The following is a 16,486-nucleotide window of genomic DNA, read 5'->3' as shown; positions in this document are numbered from 1 at the left end:
GCCGAGGCCCTTCCCGCACTGTCGGGGAGGGCCTCCGCCGTGTAAGCTCGTACGGGTTTTCGTGTCGGCGCCCGTCCGCGTGCGCGCCGACCGACCCTCCTCCACCGCGATCCGGCCCCGCCGGGTGCGCGGGAGAGCGGCCGGGAGCCCCCGACCACTCGAACCCTGAGAAAAGGAATCCTGAATGGCCCCCAAGAAGAAGGTCACCGGCCTGATCAAGCTCCAGATCAAGGCGGGCGCCGCGAACCCGGCCCCCCCGATCGGTCCGGCGCTCGGTCAGCACGGCGTCAACATCATGGAGTTCTGCAAGGCGTACAACGCGCAGACCGAGTCGCAGCGCGGCAACGTCATCCCCGTCGAGATCACCGTCTACGAGGACCGCTCGTTCACCTTCATCCTGAAGACCCCGCCCGCGGCGGAGCTCATCAAGAAGGCCGCCGGCGTCGCCAAGGGCTCGTCGACCCCGCACACCGTGAAGGTCGCGAAGCTCACCATGGCGCAGGTCCGCGAGATCGCCGAGGCGAAGCAGACCGACCTCAACGCGAACGACATCGAGGCCGCCTCGAAGATCATCGCGGGCACCGCTCGGTCGATGGGCATCACGGTCGAGTAGTGCGGCGCACTGCTCGACCGTGATGCCCATCAAAGGCGGCAGCCCGGCGATCCAGTGGATCGCCGAACGCGGAAGAGCGTGTGACGTGACGGCGACCCCTCAATGGGGTCGCATGACACTCGTGCAGAGTCGGTTCCGACGCAGCACTACAGAACTCCAACATCCCGTGGGAGAGCCCGCCAGGCTCTAGAACCACATTCTCGTTTCAAGGAGAAACAACATGGCACAGAAGTCGAAGGCCTACCGGGCCGCCGCCGCCAAGCTCGAAGAGGGCAAGTTCTACACCGCCGACGAGGCCGTCGCGCTCGCGCGCGAGACCGGCTCCGCGAAGTTCAACAGCACCGTCGAGGTCGCGCTCAAGCTCGGGGTCGACCCGCGCAAGGCCGACCAGATGGTCCGCGGCACGGTCATCCTGCCGCACGGCACGGGCAAGACCGCCCGCGTCATCGTGTTCGCGACCGGTCCGGCCGCTGAGGCCGCGATCGCCGCGGGCGCCGACGAGGTCGGCGGCGCCGAGCTCATCGAGAAGGTCGCCGGCGGCTACACCTCGTTCGACTCCGCCGTCTCGACGCCGGAGCTCATGGGCCAGGTCGGCCGTCTCGGAAAGGTGCTCGGCCCCCGCGGCCTCATGCCCAACCCGAAGACCGGCACCGTGACCCCGGACGTGGCTCGCGCCGTGACCGAGATCAAGGGCGGAAAGATCGAGTTCCGCGTCGACAAGCACGCCAACGTGCACCTCGTCGTCGGCAAGGCCGCCTTCACGGAGGAGCAGCTCCAGGAGAACTTCAAGACGGCTCTCGACGAGATCGTCCGCCTGAAGCCGTCCTCCTCGAAGGGCCGCTACATCCAGAAGGCCGCCGTCTCGACGACCTTCGGCCCCGGCATCCCGCTGGACGTCAACGTCCTGGCCTGAGCCTCGGCACAGCACTGAGCTGCGGAAGCAGTGACGGGAGGGGATCCGCTTCGGCGGGTCCCCTCCTTCGTCGTTCCAGGGGCACCGCGCGCGCCGGGCATACTGAACGGCGTGTCCGACTCCCTCCCGCCGAGCGCAGACCCCGTGACCGTCCGCCGCGCCTCGGCTGCTGACGCCGAGGAGCTCGCCGCGGTCGCCGCCGCGACCTTTCCGCTGGCCTGCCCGCCGCACGTCACCGAGCAGGCGAAGGCGGACTTCATCCGGACCGTGCTGTCGGTCGAGCGCTTCCGCGGCTACCTCGCCGATCCGGGCCGCGTGCTGTTCCTGGCGGAGGACGACTCCGGGGCGCTCGGCTACACGATGCTCGTGCGGGGCGAGCCGTCCGACCTCGAGGCGGCGGTCGCGGTCATGGTCCGGCCGACGATCGAGCTGAGCAAGTGCTACGCGCTGCCCGACCGGCACGGCTCGGGCATCGCGGCGCGGCTGATGGCCGCGACCCTCGACGAGGCGCGCGCGATCGGCGCCCTGAGTATCTGGCTCGGCGTGAACCAGGAGAACGAGCGGGCGCGCCGCTTCTACGCGAAGCACGGCTTCGAGGTCGTCGGCGTCCGGCACTTCCGCGTCGGCGGCCGCCTCGAGGAGGACTTCGTCCTCGAGCGCCCCCTGCCCTGACGTCCTGCTCCCCTTCGCGAGATGCCACTTGTGCACGCCCGACACGGCGTGTCGCGTGCACAAGTGGCATCTCGCGGGAGGGGGGGCGGGTCAGCCCTCGGCGACGGTGAGGACGAGCTTGCCGCGGGTGTGGCCGGTCTCGAGCTGCGCGTGCGCGGCGCCGGCGGCGGAGAGCGGGTAGACGCCGTCGATGAAGACGCGGACGTCGCCCGACTCCAGCAGGCGTGAGACGACGCCGAGGGTGGCGCCGTCGGGGGCGACGCGGAAGGTGGAGGCGCGGACTCCCGCGGCCGCCGCCTCCTCGAAGAACTCCGGCCAGCTGCCGGTCGGCGCGTTGACGATCAGCCCACCGGGGCGCAGCACCGACAGTGAGCGGGAGCCCGTGCTGTCGTGCACGTTGCCGACGAGGTCGATCACCACGTCGACGCCGGACAGCAGCTCGTCGAAGCGCTCGGTGGTGTGGTCGATGACCTGGTCGGCGCCGAGCTCGCGCAGCCACTGCAGGTTGCGGGTGGAGCCGGTCGCGATCACCGACGCGCCGAAGTAGGCGGCGAACTGCACGGCGAAGTGCCCGACGCCGCCGGAGCCGGCGTGGATCAGGATCCGCTGGCCCTCGTGCGCCTTCGCCAGCTCGACGACCATGCCCCAGGCGGTCAGCGCGGCGAGCGGCACCCCCGCCGCCTCGACGTGCGAGAGCGTCGACGGCTTGCGGGCCAGCGAGACGCTCGGGACGCTGACGTACTCGGCGTAGGAGCCGGAGTAGCGCGGCACCATCACGAAGCCGTAGACCTCGTCTCCGGGGCGCAGCGGGTGCGCCGGATAGGGGCTCGAGACGACGATGCCGGAGAAGTCGTGGCCGAGCACCGCCGGGTAGGAAGGGATCTGCGCGGCGACCCCCTTGCCCGCGCGCGTCTTCACATCGAGCGGGTTCACTCCCGCCGCGATCACCTTGACGGCGAACTCGGCGTTGATCGCGGTCGGCGTGGGCACCGTCGCCAGGTGGAGGACCGAGCAGTCGCCCGGGGCGTCGATGACCGCCGCCGTCATCGTCTCGGGGAGCACCACCTCCTCCGGGATGTCGCCGATCGCGAGGCCGTGGCCGAGCGCGCTGTTGTGCATCATCGCCCTTTCCTGATCCGGCGCCGGTGGTCCTTCGAGCAGGCGGGAGGCGGCTGTCCGCCCCGACCGACCCCGCTTCCGCGCGCCGCGTTCAGTCAAGCCCGGTAATGAGTCCGGGCTGTTTCGGCGGTGTCACCCCTCGGAGAAGAAAGCCTTCCTGTCCCCCGTACGGGAGGGGAGGGCGGCGACCCGGTCCTCGGATGGCACTCCCTGTGCTGTCTGGCACCATGAAGGGGTGCGACGACGAGCGAACGGCCCCCTTCTCGTGGTGGGGGCGCTCCTGGTCCTCGCGGGACTCGCCCTGCTGCTCGCAGCCCGCTTCAGCATCGGCACCAGCCGCTGGGTCTACGTCAGCGAGATGGGCGCGCCGGACCTGCCGACCGCCGGGACGTTCCGCATCGCCCTGCTGCTGGTCGCGGCGGGCGGCGTCGCGATCGCGATCGGGGCGCGAGCGGTGCGGACGCGGCTGCTGCCCGGCTTCCGGCCCGCGCTGGCGATCCTCCTCGCCGCGCTGTGCTTCGCGCTCGCCTCGCAGGTGACCTGCTCGGCGGGTTGCCCGCTCCCGGTCGGACCGCGGTTCAGCTGGCAGGACCTGATCCACACCTCCGCTGCGGTGCTCGGCTTCTCCGCGGCCTGCCTGGCGATGCTGCAGCTCGCAACAGCACGGGAGCGGCCCGGCGTCGCGCGGCTGTCGCTGGTCGCGGGTATCGCGGTGGCCCTGGTGGCCGGGACCGGCGCGATCTTCTCGCTGCTGCGGCTGTGGCTGGGAGTCGGCGGCACCCTCGAGTTCGTCGCGACGGCGATCGCGGTGCTCTGGCTGGCCGTCGTCGGGCTCGTCCTCGCTGCCGAGGAGTTCAAGGGTGGGCGCGCGGACGAGGAGCTCAGCGGCCGAGCCACTCCCGGACGTGGCCGCGGATCCGCTCCTGCTGCTGCGCCAGACCGGCGTCCCGCGACGGGACCCGCTCGAGGTCTGCGTCCGGAAGAGCCCTAGCCCACTGCTCGGCGACCGCCACCGGGTGCACCGGGTCGCGGTCGGCCGCGATCACGAGCGTGCGCGCGATGACCTCGCCGAGCTCGCCGGAGTCGCGGTAGGCGGCGTTCCGCGGGATCTCGGCCAGGCGGACGGCCCGCTCCTGTGCCTGCGGCGACCGGAACTGCAGGCAGAGCGCCTCCGCCGACGCGGGTGACACCTGGGCCGCGCGCTCGAAGAGGCCGGAGGCGCGGAAGAGGCGCTCGCCGCGCTTGGCGCCGTGGTCGTGCAGCAGCTGCGCGATGACGGGGAAGACCGTGAGGTTGTCCGGCAGCGGCTCCGCGGTGAAGGCGGGGCGGACGAACACGGCGCGGTCGATCGGCAGCACCTTCCGGCTGGCGAGCCGCAGGGCGATCGCGGCGCCCATCGAGATGCCGAGGACGGTGAGCGGCTTGTGCGCGGCTCCGGCCCGGATCACGTGCTCGGTCACCTCGTCCGCCAGGGCGTCGAGCGAGAAGTCGGCCGCGCCGCCGATCAGCTCGGAGGTGCCGTGCGCGCGGACGTCCGGGGCGATGACCTCGGTGCCGGCCGGCAGCGCCGCGCGCAGGAGGCCGAGCGGCTGGGAGCGGTCGCCGCCCAGGCCGTGCAGGAGCAGGGCGGTCACCGCCGGCCCGCGCGCGTTCTCTCGTGCAGCTCGGCCATCAGCATGCCGGCGAGGCGGACCAGCACGTGGATCTCGTCCTCGTCGCGGTCGACCCAGCGGAACTCGGGGACGGCGTCGATCGGCACGAAGTCGCGGTGCTGCTCCCAGACGACGAGGGTGCGCTCGGCGCCGAGGACGTACTGCTGCCAGAAGACCTGGCGCAGGTAGTGGCGCGGGATGCTGCGCCACTGCTTCGAGGTCGTCTTGATCTCGCAGAGCTCGAGGCGGCCGTCCTCGCGGAGGCCGATGCCGTCGGGCGTGGCCAGGTGGCGGCGCTCCTGGCTCGCGTGGAAGAGGGTGCTGCTCGGCTCGATCGCGTGCTCGCGGAGCACCCAGGCGGCGATCTCCGGCTCGCGGGCGCGGCCGTGGTCGGTGAAGGCGTTGCCGCTGAAGCTCGAGCCGTAGAGCTTGTCGAGCGCGGCGCGATCGATGGCCGCGGGGGAGGACAGGCGGGCGACGTCGGTCGCGGTGATGCCCCGCGAGCGGGCGCGCAGCCAGGCGACGCGGTCGGAGGAGTCGGCGACCACTCGGCGGAGGTGCGGCGGCTTCGCGTCCACGAAGACGGGTTGCGTCTCCCAGGGGAACGAGAGCTGCAGATCGGGCACCGATTCATTCTCTGCCTCCCGGGCCGTCCTGCCCAACCGGCACGCCGCGGCGGGGGGAGGTGCGATTGCACGTCAGGGCGCCGCGCACTGTCCTGGAGCATCGCTACCATGCCGGATGGCTTCCTTCACCTCGGACGTGATCCTGCTCTGCCTCACCCGCGACGGCGCCTGGGCGGGTGGCGGCACCGGCCCCTCGGAGGCGGCCGGAGCGGCTGCCGTGGCCGATGCGGTGCTCTCCGGAGCGCTGCGCCTCGAGGAGGGGCGGCTCGTCACGGTCGAGGCGTCCCGGGTGCCTGCGGCGCTGGCCGCCGTGCTCGAGCGCACCACGGATCCGGGCGCCGTCGTCGGTGAGCTGGGCGAGGACGCGCTCCGGGCCGGGCTCGAGGAGCTCGAGGCGCGCGGCGATCTGACCGTGCAGCGCTCGCGGTTCCTCGGGATGCTGCCGACCGTGCGGATCACGGTGCTCGACGACGCGCGGCGCAGTGCGCTCCTCGCCGAGCTGACCGCCCTCGTCGAGGGCGAGCCGGCGGGGGAGCGCGGCGTCCTCGCCTTCGCGATCCTGGACGCCGCGCGCATCCTGCCCTTCGTCCGGGCGGTCTCGGAGGAGCGGCGCGTCGAGATCCTCCGCGGGGCGATCGACGCCGGCGGTCTCGCCGAGGGGGCGGCGCGGTCGGTCGAGCAGCTGCGGGTCGCGGTCTACACCTCCGTCTTCGCGGCCGGCCCGCTCCGCTGAGCGGCCCGCCGTCCCCGCCGACGGCGGCGCGAGCGGACGCGGAGCGGGGCGCGAGGCGCGCGCACACCCCGAGAGGCGTCCGGTCGGGGTCGGCGCCACGAGCGAGAGGACGCGAACAGGGGTCGGCGGATCTCGCGGAGCCCGTCGACCGTCCACTCGACGACGGAGCGCGCGGAGCGGTCAGGCGCTGAGGAAGGCGTCGACCTCGGCGGGGGAGAGCAGGTGGCGGCGGACCATCAGGGCGGCGCCGCGGACGCCGCCGCCGGTGTCGCCGGAGGCCTGGACGATGTCGAGGGCGCGGGTCGCCAGGGGGAGGGAGCGGCGGTAGACCACCTCGCGGACGCCGGCGAGGACCTCGTGGCTCGCCTCCGCGATGCTGCCGCCGATGACGATGACGGAGGGGTTGAGCAGGTTGACGCAGGTCGCCAGCACCTCGCCGAGGTCGCGGCCGGCGGCGCGGGTCAGCTCGACGGTGGTCGGCTCGCCGGCGGTGAGCAGGGCGACGACGTCGGAGGTCCGGGCGACCGGGAGGCCGGCGGCGGTGTGCAGGCCCGCGGCGGTGAGGCGGCGGGCGATGGCCGAGCCGCTCGCGATCGCCTCGAGGTCCGCCTCGCCGCGGTCGCCGGGCACCTGCACGTGACCGAGGTCGCCGGCGGCGCCGAGGGCACCGCGCTGCAGGGCGCCGCCGCTGACGATGCCGGCGCCGATGCCGGTGGAGACCTTCACGTAGAGGAGGTCGTCGACGTCGGCGTAGTGGGCGGCGTGCTCGCCGAGCGCGAGCAGGTTCACGTCGTTGTCGACGAGGACGGGGACGGCGAGGCGGCGGCCGACCGCGGCGGGGATGTCGAAGCGGTCCCAGCCGGGCATGATCGGCGGCTTCACCGGGCGCCCGGTCGCGTGCTCGACCGGGCCGGGGACACCGACGCCGACACCCGCGAGCGGACCGGCGCCGGGGGTCTGCGCGAGCAGCGCGTCGGCGACGTCGAGGGCGTGGCCGAGGACGACCTGCGGGCCGTCGGCGATCGCGATCGCCTCGCGCCGCTCGGCCAGGACGCGGCCGTCGAGGTCCGTCAGGGCGACGGTGGCGTGCGCGGCACCGAAGTCGATGACGAGGAGGCTGCGCGCGCGGGCGTCGAAGGCGACGCGGCCGGCCGGGCGCCCGCCGGAGGAGGGGGCGTCGTCGCGGCGGGCGACGAGGCCCGTCGCGATCAGCGTGTCGAGCTGCGCGGAGACGGCGGCACGGGGCAGGCCGGTCTCGGCGACGACGTCGGCCCGGGTGCGCGGCGCCCCGTCGGCGAGCAGGAGCAGCAGCTCGCCCACCGCGCTGATCGAGGAGCGGCGGCGCGGGGACATGGCTGGAGTCAACCACAAGGGGGTCGGCTTCTGCGCGTCGGGAGCACGCTTTCCCGCGCCGCGGCCCGGGGTTTTGCTTGGCGGGAAGCAAAAGTCCGCGTAGGGTCGGGGGACCAATGTTCGACGTCGATCAGGAGCACCCCCCGGTGGCCACACCCCAAGACCTCTCCGTCCAGCTCTACTCGGTCCGCGACGCGCTCGCGGAGGACCTGCCGGCCGCGCTGGACCGGCTCGCCGGACTCGGCTTCACGAAGGTCGAGCTGTTCGACCTGGTGAACCGCGCCGACGCCTACCGCTCCGCCCTCCCGGCCGCCGGCCTCACCGCGCCGAGCGCGCACGCCCGGCTGCTCGAGACCGGGGCGCCGGTCGAGGAGATCCTCGACATCGCCGCCTCGCTCGGGGTGCAGACCGTGATCGACCCGATGGTCGACCCGGAGCGCTGGACCAGCGCCGATGGCGTGAAGGCGATCGCCGACGAGCTCAACGGGCTCGTCGACTCCGCCGCCTCGCGCGGGCTGGCGCTCGGCTACCACAATCACGCCTTCGAGTTCGAGAACCGCGTCGACGGCCGCAGCGCCTTCGAGCACCTCGCCGGCCTGCTCGACCCGCGCATCGTCCTCGAGCTGGACACCTACTGGGCCGCGGTCGGCGGTGACGACCCGGTCGAGGTGCTCGGCCGCCTCGGCGATCGCGTGCGGTTCCTGCACGTGAAGGACGGGCCGATCTCGAAGGAGACGTCCGAGCAGCTGCCCGCGGGCGAGGGGGCGATGGACGTCCCGGCGATCCTCGCCGCCGCCCCGCAGGCCGTGGCCGTCCTCGAGTTCGACGCCTACGCGGGAGACGTCTTCGAGGGCCTCGCCTCCGGCCTCCGCTACGTCTCGGAGCTCGGCGCATGAGCGGCACCGGGCGCGTCGGCGTCGGCGTCATCGGCGCCGGCAACATCAGCACGCAGTATCTGACCAACCTCACCGTCTTCCCCGACCTCGAGGTCCTCTTCGTCGCCGACATCGACCTCGAGCGCGCGAAGGCGCAGGCGGAGGCGTTCGGCGTGCCGGCCTCCGGCACGGTGGACGAGCTGCTCGCGCACCCCGGCATCGAGATCGTGGTGAACCTCACGATCCCGGCCGCGCACGTCGAGGTCGCGCGCAAGGCCGTCGAGGCGGGCAAGCACGTCTGGACCGAGAAGCCGTTCTCGCTCGACCGCGACAGCGGCGTCGAGCTGCTCGCGCTCGCGAAGGAGAAGGGGCTGCGCGTCGCCACGGCACCCGACACCTTCCTCGGCGCCGGCCTGCAGACCGCGCAGCGCCTCATCGAGGGCGGAGCCATCGGCACGCCGCTCTCGGCGATCACGCTCTTCCAGGGCCCCGGCCCCGAGGGCTGGCACCCGAACCCCGAGTTCTTCTTCACCACCGGCGGCGGACCGCTGCTGGACATGGGGCCTTACTACATCACGACCCTCGTGCAGAACCTCGGCCCGGTCGAGAGCGTGACCGCGGTCTCCTCGCAGGCCCGGGCGACCCGGACGGTCGGCTCGGGCCCGCGCGAGGGCACCGAGTTCCCCGTGACGATTCCGACGCACATCGGCGGGCTCCTGCGCTTCGAGTCCGGCGCCTCGGCGCAGGGCGTCTGGAGCTTCGAGTCGAGCCTGCCGCGGATGGGCTTCGTCGAGATCAACGGCTCCGAGGGCACCCTCGTGCTGCCCGACCCGAACATGCACGACGGCGAGCTGACGCTGTACCGGCGCGGCGAGTCCGAGCCGGAGGTCGTCCAGGCGACCGGCTCGACGGCCTCGCGCGGCACCGGCGTGCTCGAGCTTGCGCGCGCGATCCGCGCCGACCGTCCCGAGGCGGCCTCGGGCGACCTGGCGTACCACGTGACCGACGTGATGCTGTCGCTGCTCGAGGCCGCCGAGACCGGCGAGAAGGTGCTCGTCGAGAGCACCGTCGCGCCGCGCCCCGCTCTGCCCGAGGACTGGGACCCGAGCGAAGCGACGCTCGTCTGATGGGCGGACCCCTGCGGGTCGGCGTGCTCGGCGGCGGCTTCATGGCCGCCGTGCACAGCCGGGCGGCCCGCAGTGCGGGCGCGGTGCTCGCGGGCATCGCCTCCTCCAGCCCGGCGAAGGGCGAGCGGGCGGCCGGCGAGCTCGGCTTCGAGATCGCCTACGACGACGCTCGCGCGCTGATCGAGGACGACTCGATCGACGTCGTGCACGTCTGCACGCCGAACGGGACGCACGCCGAGCTCGCCCTGGCGGTGATCGCGGCGGGCAAGCACGTGGTCTGCGAGAAGCCGCTCGCGGCGACGACAGCGGAGGCGACCGCGCTCGTCGACGCCGCGTCGGCCGCCGGAGTGGTCGCCACGGTGCCGTTCGCCTACCGGTTCCACCCCATGGTGCGCGAGGCCCGGGCGCGGATCGCGGCCGGTGAGACCGGGCGGCTCGTGACGTTGCGCGGGAGCTATCTGCAGGACTGGCTGCTCGGCGCCTCCGACGACAACTGGCGCGTCGACCCGGCCGCGGGCGGGCGCTCGCGCGCCTTCGCCGACATCGGCTCGCACCTGGTCGATCTGCTCGAGTTCGTGACCGGCGAGCGGATCGCGGCGCTCGCCTCGCTCACGAGCACCGTGCACGCCGAGCGCGGTGGCCGTCGGGTCGAGACGGAGGACGCTGCCGGGGTGGTCGTCCGCCTCGCGGGCGGCGCCGTCGGCACGCTGCTCGTCTCGCAGGTGACCGCTGGCCACCGGAACGAGCTCGTGCTCGAGGTGTCGGGGCTCGAGGAGTCGCTGCGGTTCGAGCAGGAGCTGCCGGAGACGCTGTGGGTCGGGCGGCGCGACAGCGCGACGCTCGTTCCGCGCGACGGGTCGATCCTCCGCCCGGATGCGGCGCGGCTCTCGATCGTGCCGAGCGGGCATCCGATGGGCTACCAGGACGCGTTCACCGCGTTCGCCCGAGACACCTACGCCGCCGTCGCGGGCGCCGAGGTCGAGGGTCTGCCGACCTTCGCCGACGGCCTGCGCGCCGCCCGCATCACCGACGCCGTCCTCGACGCCTCGGCGGCCGGCGCCTGGGTGGACGTCCCGGCTTAGCCGTCTCCGCGAGATGCCACTTGTGCACGCTTTTCACGGCGTGTCGCGTGCACAAGTGGCATCTCGCGGGAGTCGGGCTTACGCGGACTCGGCGTCCTTGGCGGCGCGCTCGGACTTGAGGCGGGCCTGCTCGCGGCGGACCTCGGCGTAGGAGTTCTGCTCGACGCGGAGCCACTCGGGGACCTCGTCGAGGAGGGCCTGGATCTGCTCGGTGGTCAGCGCCTCGTCGATGCCGCCGCGGGCGAGACCCGAGATCGAGACGTTGAGGCGCGAGGCGATGACGGGGCGCGGGTGCGGGCCGGTCTCGCGGAGCTTGGTCAGCCACTCCGGCGGGTTCGCGACGAGGTCGTCGTACTGCTCGCGCGTGATCGCCGACTCCTGGAACTCCTCCGGAGTCGCGGGGAGGAAGATCTGGAGCTTCTTCGCCGCGGTCGCAGCCTTCATCGTCTGTGTCGCCTTGGCCATGCGGCAACCCTACCGGTGGGCGCGCAGGACCTACCCTGGACGGATGAGCGACGAGCCGGACCCCCGCGAGCAGCCGGCACCCCGCGAGGACGCGGTCGGCCTGGACGACGGGGCCGATGCCGCTGAGACGGACCTCGAGACGCCGGAGATGGTCGACGTCGAGCCGGACGACATCGAGCCGGACGACATCGAGCCCGACGACGTCGAGCCCGAAGGTCCCGCGCTTCTGATCGCGCTGGTGCCCGGCGTCACGCCGACCAAGTGGACCCGGGTCTGGTCCGAGCGCCGCCCCGACCTGCGGCTCCGTGTGCTCCCGATCGCCGAGAGCGAGCAGGAGGAGGTGCTGCGCGACGGCCGCGCGCAGATCGTCTTCGTCCGCGGGGACGTGCGTAGCGACTCCGTCAGCTCGATCCTGCTCTACGAGGAGCAGCCCGTCGCGATCCTGCCCCGGGACCACCCGTTCGCCGACGCCGAGGAGATGGACGTCGCCGACCTCGCCGACGAGCACCTGCTGCAGGAGCCGGAGGCGGTGCCGGAGTGGGCGGCGCTCGCCGCGGAGATCGCGGACGGCACCCGCCGGGCGCTGCCGCGGATGGCCGGCCTCGACGACGCCGTCGAGCAGGTCGCGGCCGGGGTCGGCGTGCTGATCGTGCCGCAGTCCGTCGCCCGCGTGCACAGCCGGAAGGACGTGCGGGTCGTCCCCGTCACCGGAGTCGCGCCCACGAGCGTCCGGCTCGCCTGGGCGACCGAGGACAAGACCGACGACGTCGAGGACTTCATCGGCGTGGTCCGCGGCCGCAGCGCGAACACCACGCGCGGCACAGCGGCGACGCCGAAGGTCGAGTCGCGGGCGAAGGCGGCGAAGGCGAAGGCCCGCGAGGCGCGGGAGAAGGCCGAGAAGGCGGGCGGCGGGAAGAAGAAGCCGGCTCGCCCCGGCGGCACCGCGCGGCCGGCGGTGCGGCGGACCCGGAAGCCCCGTGGGCGCTGAGCCCGACCGGGTTCCGCGCTGGAGCCTCCGGGCGGGGCGGCTCGACGACGCCCCGGTGATCGCCGAGCTGCGCGCCGTGGTGATGCGGCCCGATCTCGAGCGGCTCGACCGCTACGACGAGCACCGGGTGCGGCACCGGTTCCTGGACGGGTACCGGCCTGAGCACACCCGCGTGATCGAGGTGGACGGCGGGCTCGTCGGCTGCATCGCGTCGCGCCTCGAGGACGACGCGGTCTGGATCGAGCACTTCTACCTCGCGACCGCCGCGCAGGGGCAGGGGATCGGCGGGGCGGTCCTCCGGCGGGTGATGCTCGAGGACGGGCGCGCCGACCGGTCGTTCCGCCTCGACGTGCTGCGGGGGAGCGCCGCCCGGCGGCTCTACGAGCGGCACGGCTTCCGCTGGGAGCGTCCCGAGGGGGAGTGGGACGAGATCCTCGTCGCGCCGCCGCTCGCGGCTGCGGTGGGCTGACCGCGACTCCGGAGCACGTCCGGAGCACGTCCGGCTCGCGGACTCGGCTCCGGCTCGCGGGAATCGGCCGTTTCGACGAGCCGGAGGAGGTTCCGCGTGCCGGAGGTCCGCCAGGGGGTGCGCTCCCGGCTCGCGGGGCTAGGGTGCGCAGATGCCCACGAGCGATGAGACCTGGACCCTGGCCGACCACGATGTACCGGTGTACTGCAGCGGAGAGGGCTCTCGCGTCCTGATCCTGATCCACGAGGTGTGGGGCGTCGACGGCCACATCCGCTCGGTCGCCGACCGGTACGCGGCCGAGGGCTTCCGGGTCGTCGCGCCCGAGCTGCTCGCCGACAGCGGGCTGCTCGAGCAGCTCGAGACCGAGCAGCGCGCGGACTACGACCACCCGGTGCGCCGGCTGCCGCGCCAGGTGGAGCTGCGGACGTTCTTCGCCCCGGTGTTCACGCCGCAGCACGCGGTGCGGACGATCGCGATCCTCCGGGCGCTGGTCGAGCGGCTCCTGCGCGAGGAGGGGACGACGAGCGTCTCCGTCACCGGCTTCTGCTACGGCGGCACCTTCAGCTGGGCCCTCGCGCTCGCGGAGCCGCGCGTGGCCGCGGCGGTGCCGTTCTACGGGCACAACACGGCCTCGGCGGAGGAGCTCGGCTCGCTGCGGGTGCCGGTCCTCGCCTTCTATGGCGATCAGGACGAACCGCTGATGGCGCAGGTCCCCGGGATCCGCGAGGCGACCGCGGGCAAGGACGTGGAGATCGTCGTGTATCCGGGAGCCGGGCACGCGTTCTTCAACGACGCGAACGAGGGCATGTACCGGGCGGACGCGGCGACCGACGCATGGCCGCGGGCGCTGGCGTTCCTGCGGGAGCACGCGGGCTGAGGCGGGGCCTCAGCGGGAGGCGCGGCAGACCGAGGAGCAGGCGCTTCTTGCTGGTCGAGTAGCGCGCAGCGCGTATCGAGACCCGCTGTTCGAACGGTGGTGGATCTCGATACGCCCACTGCGCGGGCTACTCGATCAGCATGGCTGTGCTGCCTGCCGCCTGCTGCCTGCTGCCTGCAGCTCCGCACCGTGCATGCTGGTCGAGTAGCGCCGGAGGCGCGTATCGAGACCCGCCGTCACCCGGGGTGGCGGTGCGGGGGCGGCCTACGCGACGTCACGGACATGGCCGGCCTTCAGGTGCAGGCGGCGCTGGGCGCGGCGGGCGACGGCGGAGTCGTGGGTGACGATGACGAGGGTGAGGCCGAGGTCCTTCCAGAGGGTCTCGAGCAGGGTCATGATGTCGTCGCGGGTGTCCTCGTCGAGGGCGCCGGTCGGCTCGTCGGCGAGGAGCACCGTCGGGTTCTTGACCAGTGCGCGGGCGATGGCGACGCGCTGCTGCTGACCGCCGGAGAGCTCGGCGGGCAGGTGGTCGAGGCGGTCCGTGAGGCCGACGGAGGCGAGCGCCGCCCTCGCCCGCTCGGCCCGCTCCGCCCGGGGGACGCGCTGGGGAGCGAGGGCCGTCTCCACGTTCTCGAGCGCGGTGAGCGTCGGGATCAGATTGAAGCTCTGGAAGACGATCCCCACTTCGCGCGCCCGGATCGCGGCGAGGCGCGCGTCGCCCGCGGAGGAGATCTCGTGCTCGCCGAGGACGACGGTGCCCGAGGTGGGGCGGTCGAGGGCGCCGAGCATCTGCAGCAGCGTCGACTTGCCGCCGCCGGTCGGGCCCTGGATCGCGACCATCTGCCCGTCCGGGATCGTGAGGGTGACGTCCTTCAGCGCGGTGACCGTCGTCTTCGCTCCGTCGTAGCTCTTGGTGACGTTCGTGAGGGTGTACATGCGGGTGTCCTTCCGGGGACGAGGAGTCGAGGAGTCGAGGGGGTCAGCCGACCGAGCGGAGCGCGGCGGCGGGGCGCAGGCGCGAGGCGCGCCAGCCGCCGAGGGCACCGGCGAGCAGTCCGCCGAGGACGGCGAGGCCGACCGCGAGCAGGATCACCGGCACGGTGACGGGGAGCGAGAGCGCCACCTCGGTGGCCGTGGCGGTCTGCGCGGCGCCGGGGCCGCCTCCGCCGAAGCCGCCGCCGGGACCGCCGGCGCCCATCGCCGAGGTGGTGGTGGAGGTGCCCGAGAGCGTGGGCGCGATCAGATTCACGATCGTGACGCCGACGAGCCCGAGGACGATGCCCGCGGCGCCGCCGATCAGCCCCTGGACGACGGACTCGCCGGCCACCTGGCGGACGATCGCGCCGTTGCTCCAGCCGATCGCCTTGAGCGTGCCGAACTCGCGGGTGCGCCGGGTGACGCCGGAGACGGTGAACAGGATCGCGATCAGGAACGCGGCGGCGAGGACCAGCAGTGAGAGCCAGGTGCCGAGGTTCGCCACGAGGCTGCCCGCGGTGGAGAGCGAGCCGGAGACGCTCGAGGCGAGGTCGGCCTGCGTCGAGACGGTCGCGTCGGGCAGCGCGGTCTGCAGGGCGGTCTGGATCGAGGAGATGTCCTCGGAGGAGGCCGCCTGGACGTAGACCGAGGAGATCAGTCCGGCCTGGCCGGAGAGGGTCTGGGCGACGTCGAGCGGGATGTAGGTGTCGGAGGCGGTGCTCGCGTCGGTCGAGTCGGTCGTGACGATGCCGATGACGCTGAAATCGGTGCCGCCGATGTCGACGGTCGAGCCGACGGACAGCGAGGCCGTGGTCGCGTAGGAGGAGTCCACGACGACGACGTCCTGGCCCGCGTCGTCGGCGGTGAAGGTGCGGCCGTCCGTCAGGCTCACGTCGGCCAGGGGGCCGATCGCGGAGCCGGCCGGGTCGAGGCCGAGCACCGAGAAGGAGTCGACGCCGAAGGAGGAGCCCCCCGCGCCGTCCGGGCCGCCCGCGGGCGCCTCGCCGGCCGCCGGAGCGGTGCCTGCGGTGCCCTGGCCCGTCGCGCCGTCGGTGCCGCCCTGCTGGGCGGAGTCGGGCAGCTGCCCGCTGAAGGTCGTGTTGTTCAGCGCGAGGACGCCGATCGCGGCGGAGACGTCGGTCACGCCCTGCGCGGTGGCGACGGCCGAGGCGTCGAACGTGGTCGTGCCGCGGTCGGGCTCGAGGCGCGACTGGCTGACGGAGGTGGTGCCGTCGTCGGTCGTCCCGTCGGTGGAGCCGAAGTCGAAGCGCTGGCCGGGGGCCTCGCCCTCCGTCGGCGCGGCGGCGGCCTGGGTGACGGTGATGTCGGTGCCGACGCCGTAGACGGACTCGAGGACCGAGGCCTGGGCGCTGCGGACTCCGGCGGAGAACGAGGTGACGAGGATCACGAGGGCGATGGCGAGCGCCATGCCGGCGGCGATGATCATCGTCTGCCGGCGGCGGTTGGTCAGCTCTCGCCGGAGATAGGTGGCGAACATGGCGTCCTTCGGTCGGGGAGGCCGAGCGGTGGGGTCCGCTCGACGTCCCGACAGTAGGAACGCGCGCTATCCGTGCCGTTGCGGCGGGCTATCGGTCTCCGATGAGCCGCGGCGCTCCGCCTCGGTGAGCGGGGCGCCTCCGCGGTGCACCGCGGTCAGCTGGTGCTCGTCGTCCCCGCCGACCTCGGCGTCTTCGCGGTCCTGCTCAGCCGCACCGGCCGGCAGGAGCTGCGCGACCAGACGGCGCGCGAGCTGGGACCGGTGCTCGCCGAGGAGGCCGCGCGCGGCGTCCCGCTGCTTCGGGCGCTGGAGCTCCAGGTGCTGCTGCGGCTGCGGCGCGCCGCGGAGGACCTCGACGACGCCTGAGCCGGCGGCACGTCCGGAGACGGAACCGTCCCTCGCCGACAGCGGTGCGCTCTTCCGCGCCACCTGACGAGAGTCCGCGGGGG

At 73.4% G+C, this 16,486-nt stretch carries 19 protein-coding genes; 12 read left to right on the top strand and 7 right to left on the bottom strand.

The window, feature by feature from the left end:
* The first annotated feature begins 184 nt into the window (after positions 1 to 184).
* From rplK to EDF22_RS12950, 3 genes are all read left to right on the top strand, one after another.
* Positions 185 to 613 (top strand): 50S ribosomal protein L11, encoded by a 429-nt coding sequence (rplK, locus tag EDF22_RS12960; RefSeq protein WP_123705299.1) that lies wholly within the window; start codon positions 185 to 187, stop codon positions 611 to 613.
* Between the two features lie 220 nt (positions 614 to 833).
* Positions 834 to 1,526 carry a 50S ribosomal protein L1 gene (gene rplA, locus EDF22_RS12955; protein ID WP_123447821.1) on the top strand — a complete coding sequence of 231 codons (693 nt, stop codon included), beginning with the start codon at positions 834 to 836 and terminating at the stop codon, positions 1,524 to 1,526.
* Between the two features lie 111 nt (positions 1,527 to 1,637).
* Positions 1,638 to 2,198 carry a GNAT family N-acetyltransferase gene (locus EDF22_RS12950; protein WP_221180925.1) on the top strand — a complete coding sequence of 187 codons (561 nt, stop codon included), beginning with the start codon at positions 1,638 to 1,640 and terminating at the stop codon, positions 2,196 to 2,198.
* Positions 2,199 to 2,288: 90 nt separating this feature from the next.
* Here the strand turns inward: EDF22_RS12950 and EDF22_RS12945 are convergent, their stop codons facing one another.
* Entirely contained in the window at positions 2,289 to 3,317 is a 1,029-nt protein-coding gene (locus EDF22_RS12945) for an NADP-dependent oxidoreductase (RefSeq protein ID WP_374204745.1), read from the bottom strand.
* A gap of 235 nt (positions 3,318 to 3,552) precedes the next feature.
* On the opposite strand from EDF22_RS12945, the gene EDF22_RS12940 reads away from it, so the two are divergent.
* Positions 3,553 to 4,308, top strand: a complete 756-nt coding sequence (locus EDF22_RS12940; RefSeq protein ID WP_123705297.1) for a DUF998 domain-containing protein — start codon at positions 3,553 to 3,555, stop codon at positions 4,306 to 4,308.
* On the opposite strand, the gene EDF22_RS20850 is transcribed toward EDF22_RS12940, so the two are convergent.
* Complete coding sequence (locus EDF22_RS20850; protein ID WP_185038913.1) at positions 4,199 to 4,951, bottom strand: alpha/beta fold hydrolase; 753 nt, start codon at positions 4,949 to 4,951, stop codon at positions 4,199 to 4,201. The genes EDF22_RS12940 and EDF22_RS20850 overlap by 110 nt on opposite strands.
* Entirely contained in the window at positions 4,948 to 5,595 is a 648-nt protein-coding gene (locus tag EDF22_RS20845; RefSeq protein WP_159422160.1) for a YqaJ viral recombinase family protein, read from the bottom strand. Before EDF22_RS20845 ends, EDF22_RS20850 begins: the two co-directional genes overlap by 4 nt.
* A gap of 115 nt (positions 5,596 to 5,710) precedes the next feature.
* On the opposite strand from EDF22_RS20845, the gene EDF22_RS12930 reads away from it, so the two are divergent.
* Positions 5,711 to 6,328 (top strand): GPP34 family phosphoprotein, encoded by a 618-nt coding sequence (locus EDF22_RS12930; protein WP_185020507.1) that lies wholly within the window; start codon positions 5,711 to 5,713, stop codon positions 6,326 to 6,328.
* Positions 6,329 to 6,508: 180 nt separating this feature from the next.
* Here the strand turns inward: EDF22_RS12930 and EDF22_RS12925 are convergent, their stop codons facing one another.
* Positions 6,509 to 7,681 (bottom strand): ROK family protein, encoded by a 1,173-nt coding sequence (locus EDF22_RS12925; protein ID WP_123705294.1) that lies wholly within the window; start codon positions 7,679 to 7,681, stop codon positions 6,509 to 6,511.
* 146 nt (positions 7,682 to 7,827) lie between these two features.
* Between EDF22_RS12925 and EDF22_RS12920 the strand changes: the two genes are divergently transcribed.
* From EDF22_RS12920 to EDF22_RS12910, 3 genes are read left to right on the top strand one after another with little or no spacing between them, the layout of a single operon-like run.
* Positions 7,828 to 8,577, top strand: a complete 750-nt coding sequence (locus tag EDF22_RS12920) for a sugar phosphate isomerase/epimerase (RefSeq protein ID WP_260303448.1) — start codon at positions 7,828 to 7,830, stop codon at positions 8,575 to 8,577.
* Positions 8,574 to 9,683, top strand: a complete 1,110-nt coding sequence (locus tag EDF22_RS12915) for a Gfo/Idh/MocA family protein (protein WP_123705292.1) — start codon at positions 8,574 to 8,576, stop codon at positions 9,681 to 9,683. Before EDF22_RS12920 ends, EDF22_RS12915 begins: the two co-directional genes overlap by 4 nt.
* Positions 9,683 to 10,765: a Gfo/Idh/MocA family protein gene (locus tag EDF22_RS12910; protein ID WP_123705291.1), complete on the top strand. Its 1,083-nt coding sequence runs from the start codon at positions 9,683 to 9,685 to the stop codon at positions 10,763 to 10,765. The genes EDF22_RS12915 and EDF22_RS12910 overlap by 1 nt, the downstream gene beginning before the upstream one ends.
* A gap of 78 nt (positions 10,766 to 10,843) precedes the next feature.
* On the opposite strand, the gene EDF22_RS12905 is transcribed toward EDF22_RS12910, so the two are convergent.
* Positions 10,844 to 11,230 (bottom strand): DUF5997 family protein, encoded by a 387-nt coding sequence (locus EDF22_RS12905; protein ID WP_123447814.1) that lies wholly within the window; start codon positions 11,228 to 11,230, stop codon positions 10,844 to 10,846.
* Between the two features lie 43 nt (positions 11,231 to 11,273).
* Here EDF22_RS12905 and EDF22_RS12900 point away from each other — a divergent pair, with 43 nt between their 5' ends.
* From EDF22_RS12900 to EDF22_RS12890, 3 genes are all read left to right on the top strand, one after another.
* Positions 11,274 to 12,218, top strand: a complete 945-nt coding sequence (locus tag EDF22_RS12900; RefSeq protein WP_185038911.1) for a LysR family substrate-binding domain-containing protein — start codon at positions 11,274 to 11,276, stop codon at positions 12,216 to 12,218.
* The gene (locus tag EDF22_RS12895) at positions 12,208 to 12,687 is read left to right on the top strand and encodes a GNAT family N-acetyltransferase (protein ID WP_260303447.1); all 480 of its coding nucleotides are present in this window, start codon (positions 12,208 to 12,210) and stop codon (positions 12,685 to 12,687) included. Before EDF22_RS12900 ends, EDF22_RS12895 begins: the two co-directional genes overlap by 11 nt.
* 151 nt (positions 12,688 to 12,838) lie before the next feature.
* Positions 12,839 to 13,564, top strand: a complete 726-nt coding sequence (locus EDF22_RS12890) for a dienelactone hydrolase family protein (RefSeq protein WP_123705289.1) — start codon at positions 12,839 to 12,841, stop codon at positions 13,562 to 13,564.
* Between the two features lie 264 nt (positions 13,565 to 13,828).
* Here EDF22_RS12890 and EDF22_RS12885 read toward each other — a convergent pair whose 3' ends face one another.
* A complete protein-coding gene (locus EDF22_RS12885; RefSeq protein ID WP_123705288.1) occupies positions 13,829 to 14,500 on the bottom strand; it encodes an ABC transporter ATP-binding protein in 672 nt (223 codons plus the stop codon).
* A 43-nt stretch (positions 14,501 to 14,543) separates the two neighbouring features.
* Positions 14,544 to 16,037 (bottom strand): ABC transporter permease, encoded by a 1,494-nt coding sequence (locus EDF22_RS12880; RefSeq protein WP_123705287.1) that lies wholly within the window; start codon positions 16,035 to 16,037, stop codon positions 14,544 to 14,546.
* A gap of 144 nt (positions 16,038 to 16,181) precedes the next feature.
* On the opposite strand from EDF22_RS12880, the gene EDF22_RS12875 reads away from it, so the two are divergent.
* A complete protein-coding gene (locus EDF22_RS12875) occupies positions 16,182 to 16,403 on the top strand; it encodes a hypothetical protein (protein ID WP_123705286.1) in 222 nt (73 codons plus the stop codon).
* Positions 16,404 to 16,486 lie beyond the last annotated feature (83 nt).

This window comes from Rathayibacter sp. PhB127 (assembly GCF_003751665.1).
GTDB classification, from domain to species: Bacteria; Actinomycetota; Actinomycetes; order Actinomycetales; family Microbacteriaceae; genus Rathayibacter; species Rathayibacter festucae.
Note: the sequence above shows the minus strand (reverse complement) of the source record. Positions and strands in the feature narration are given on the sequence as shown.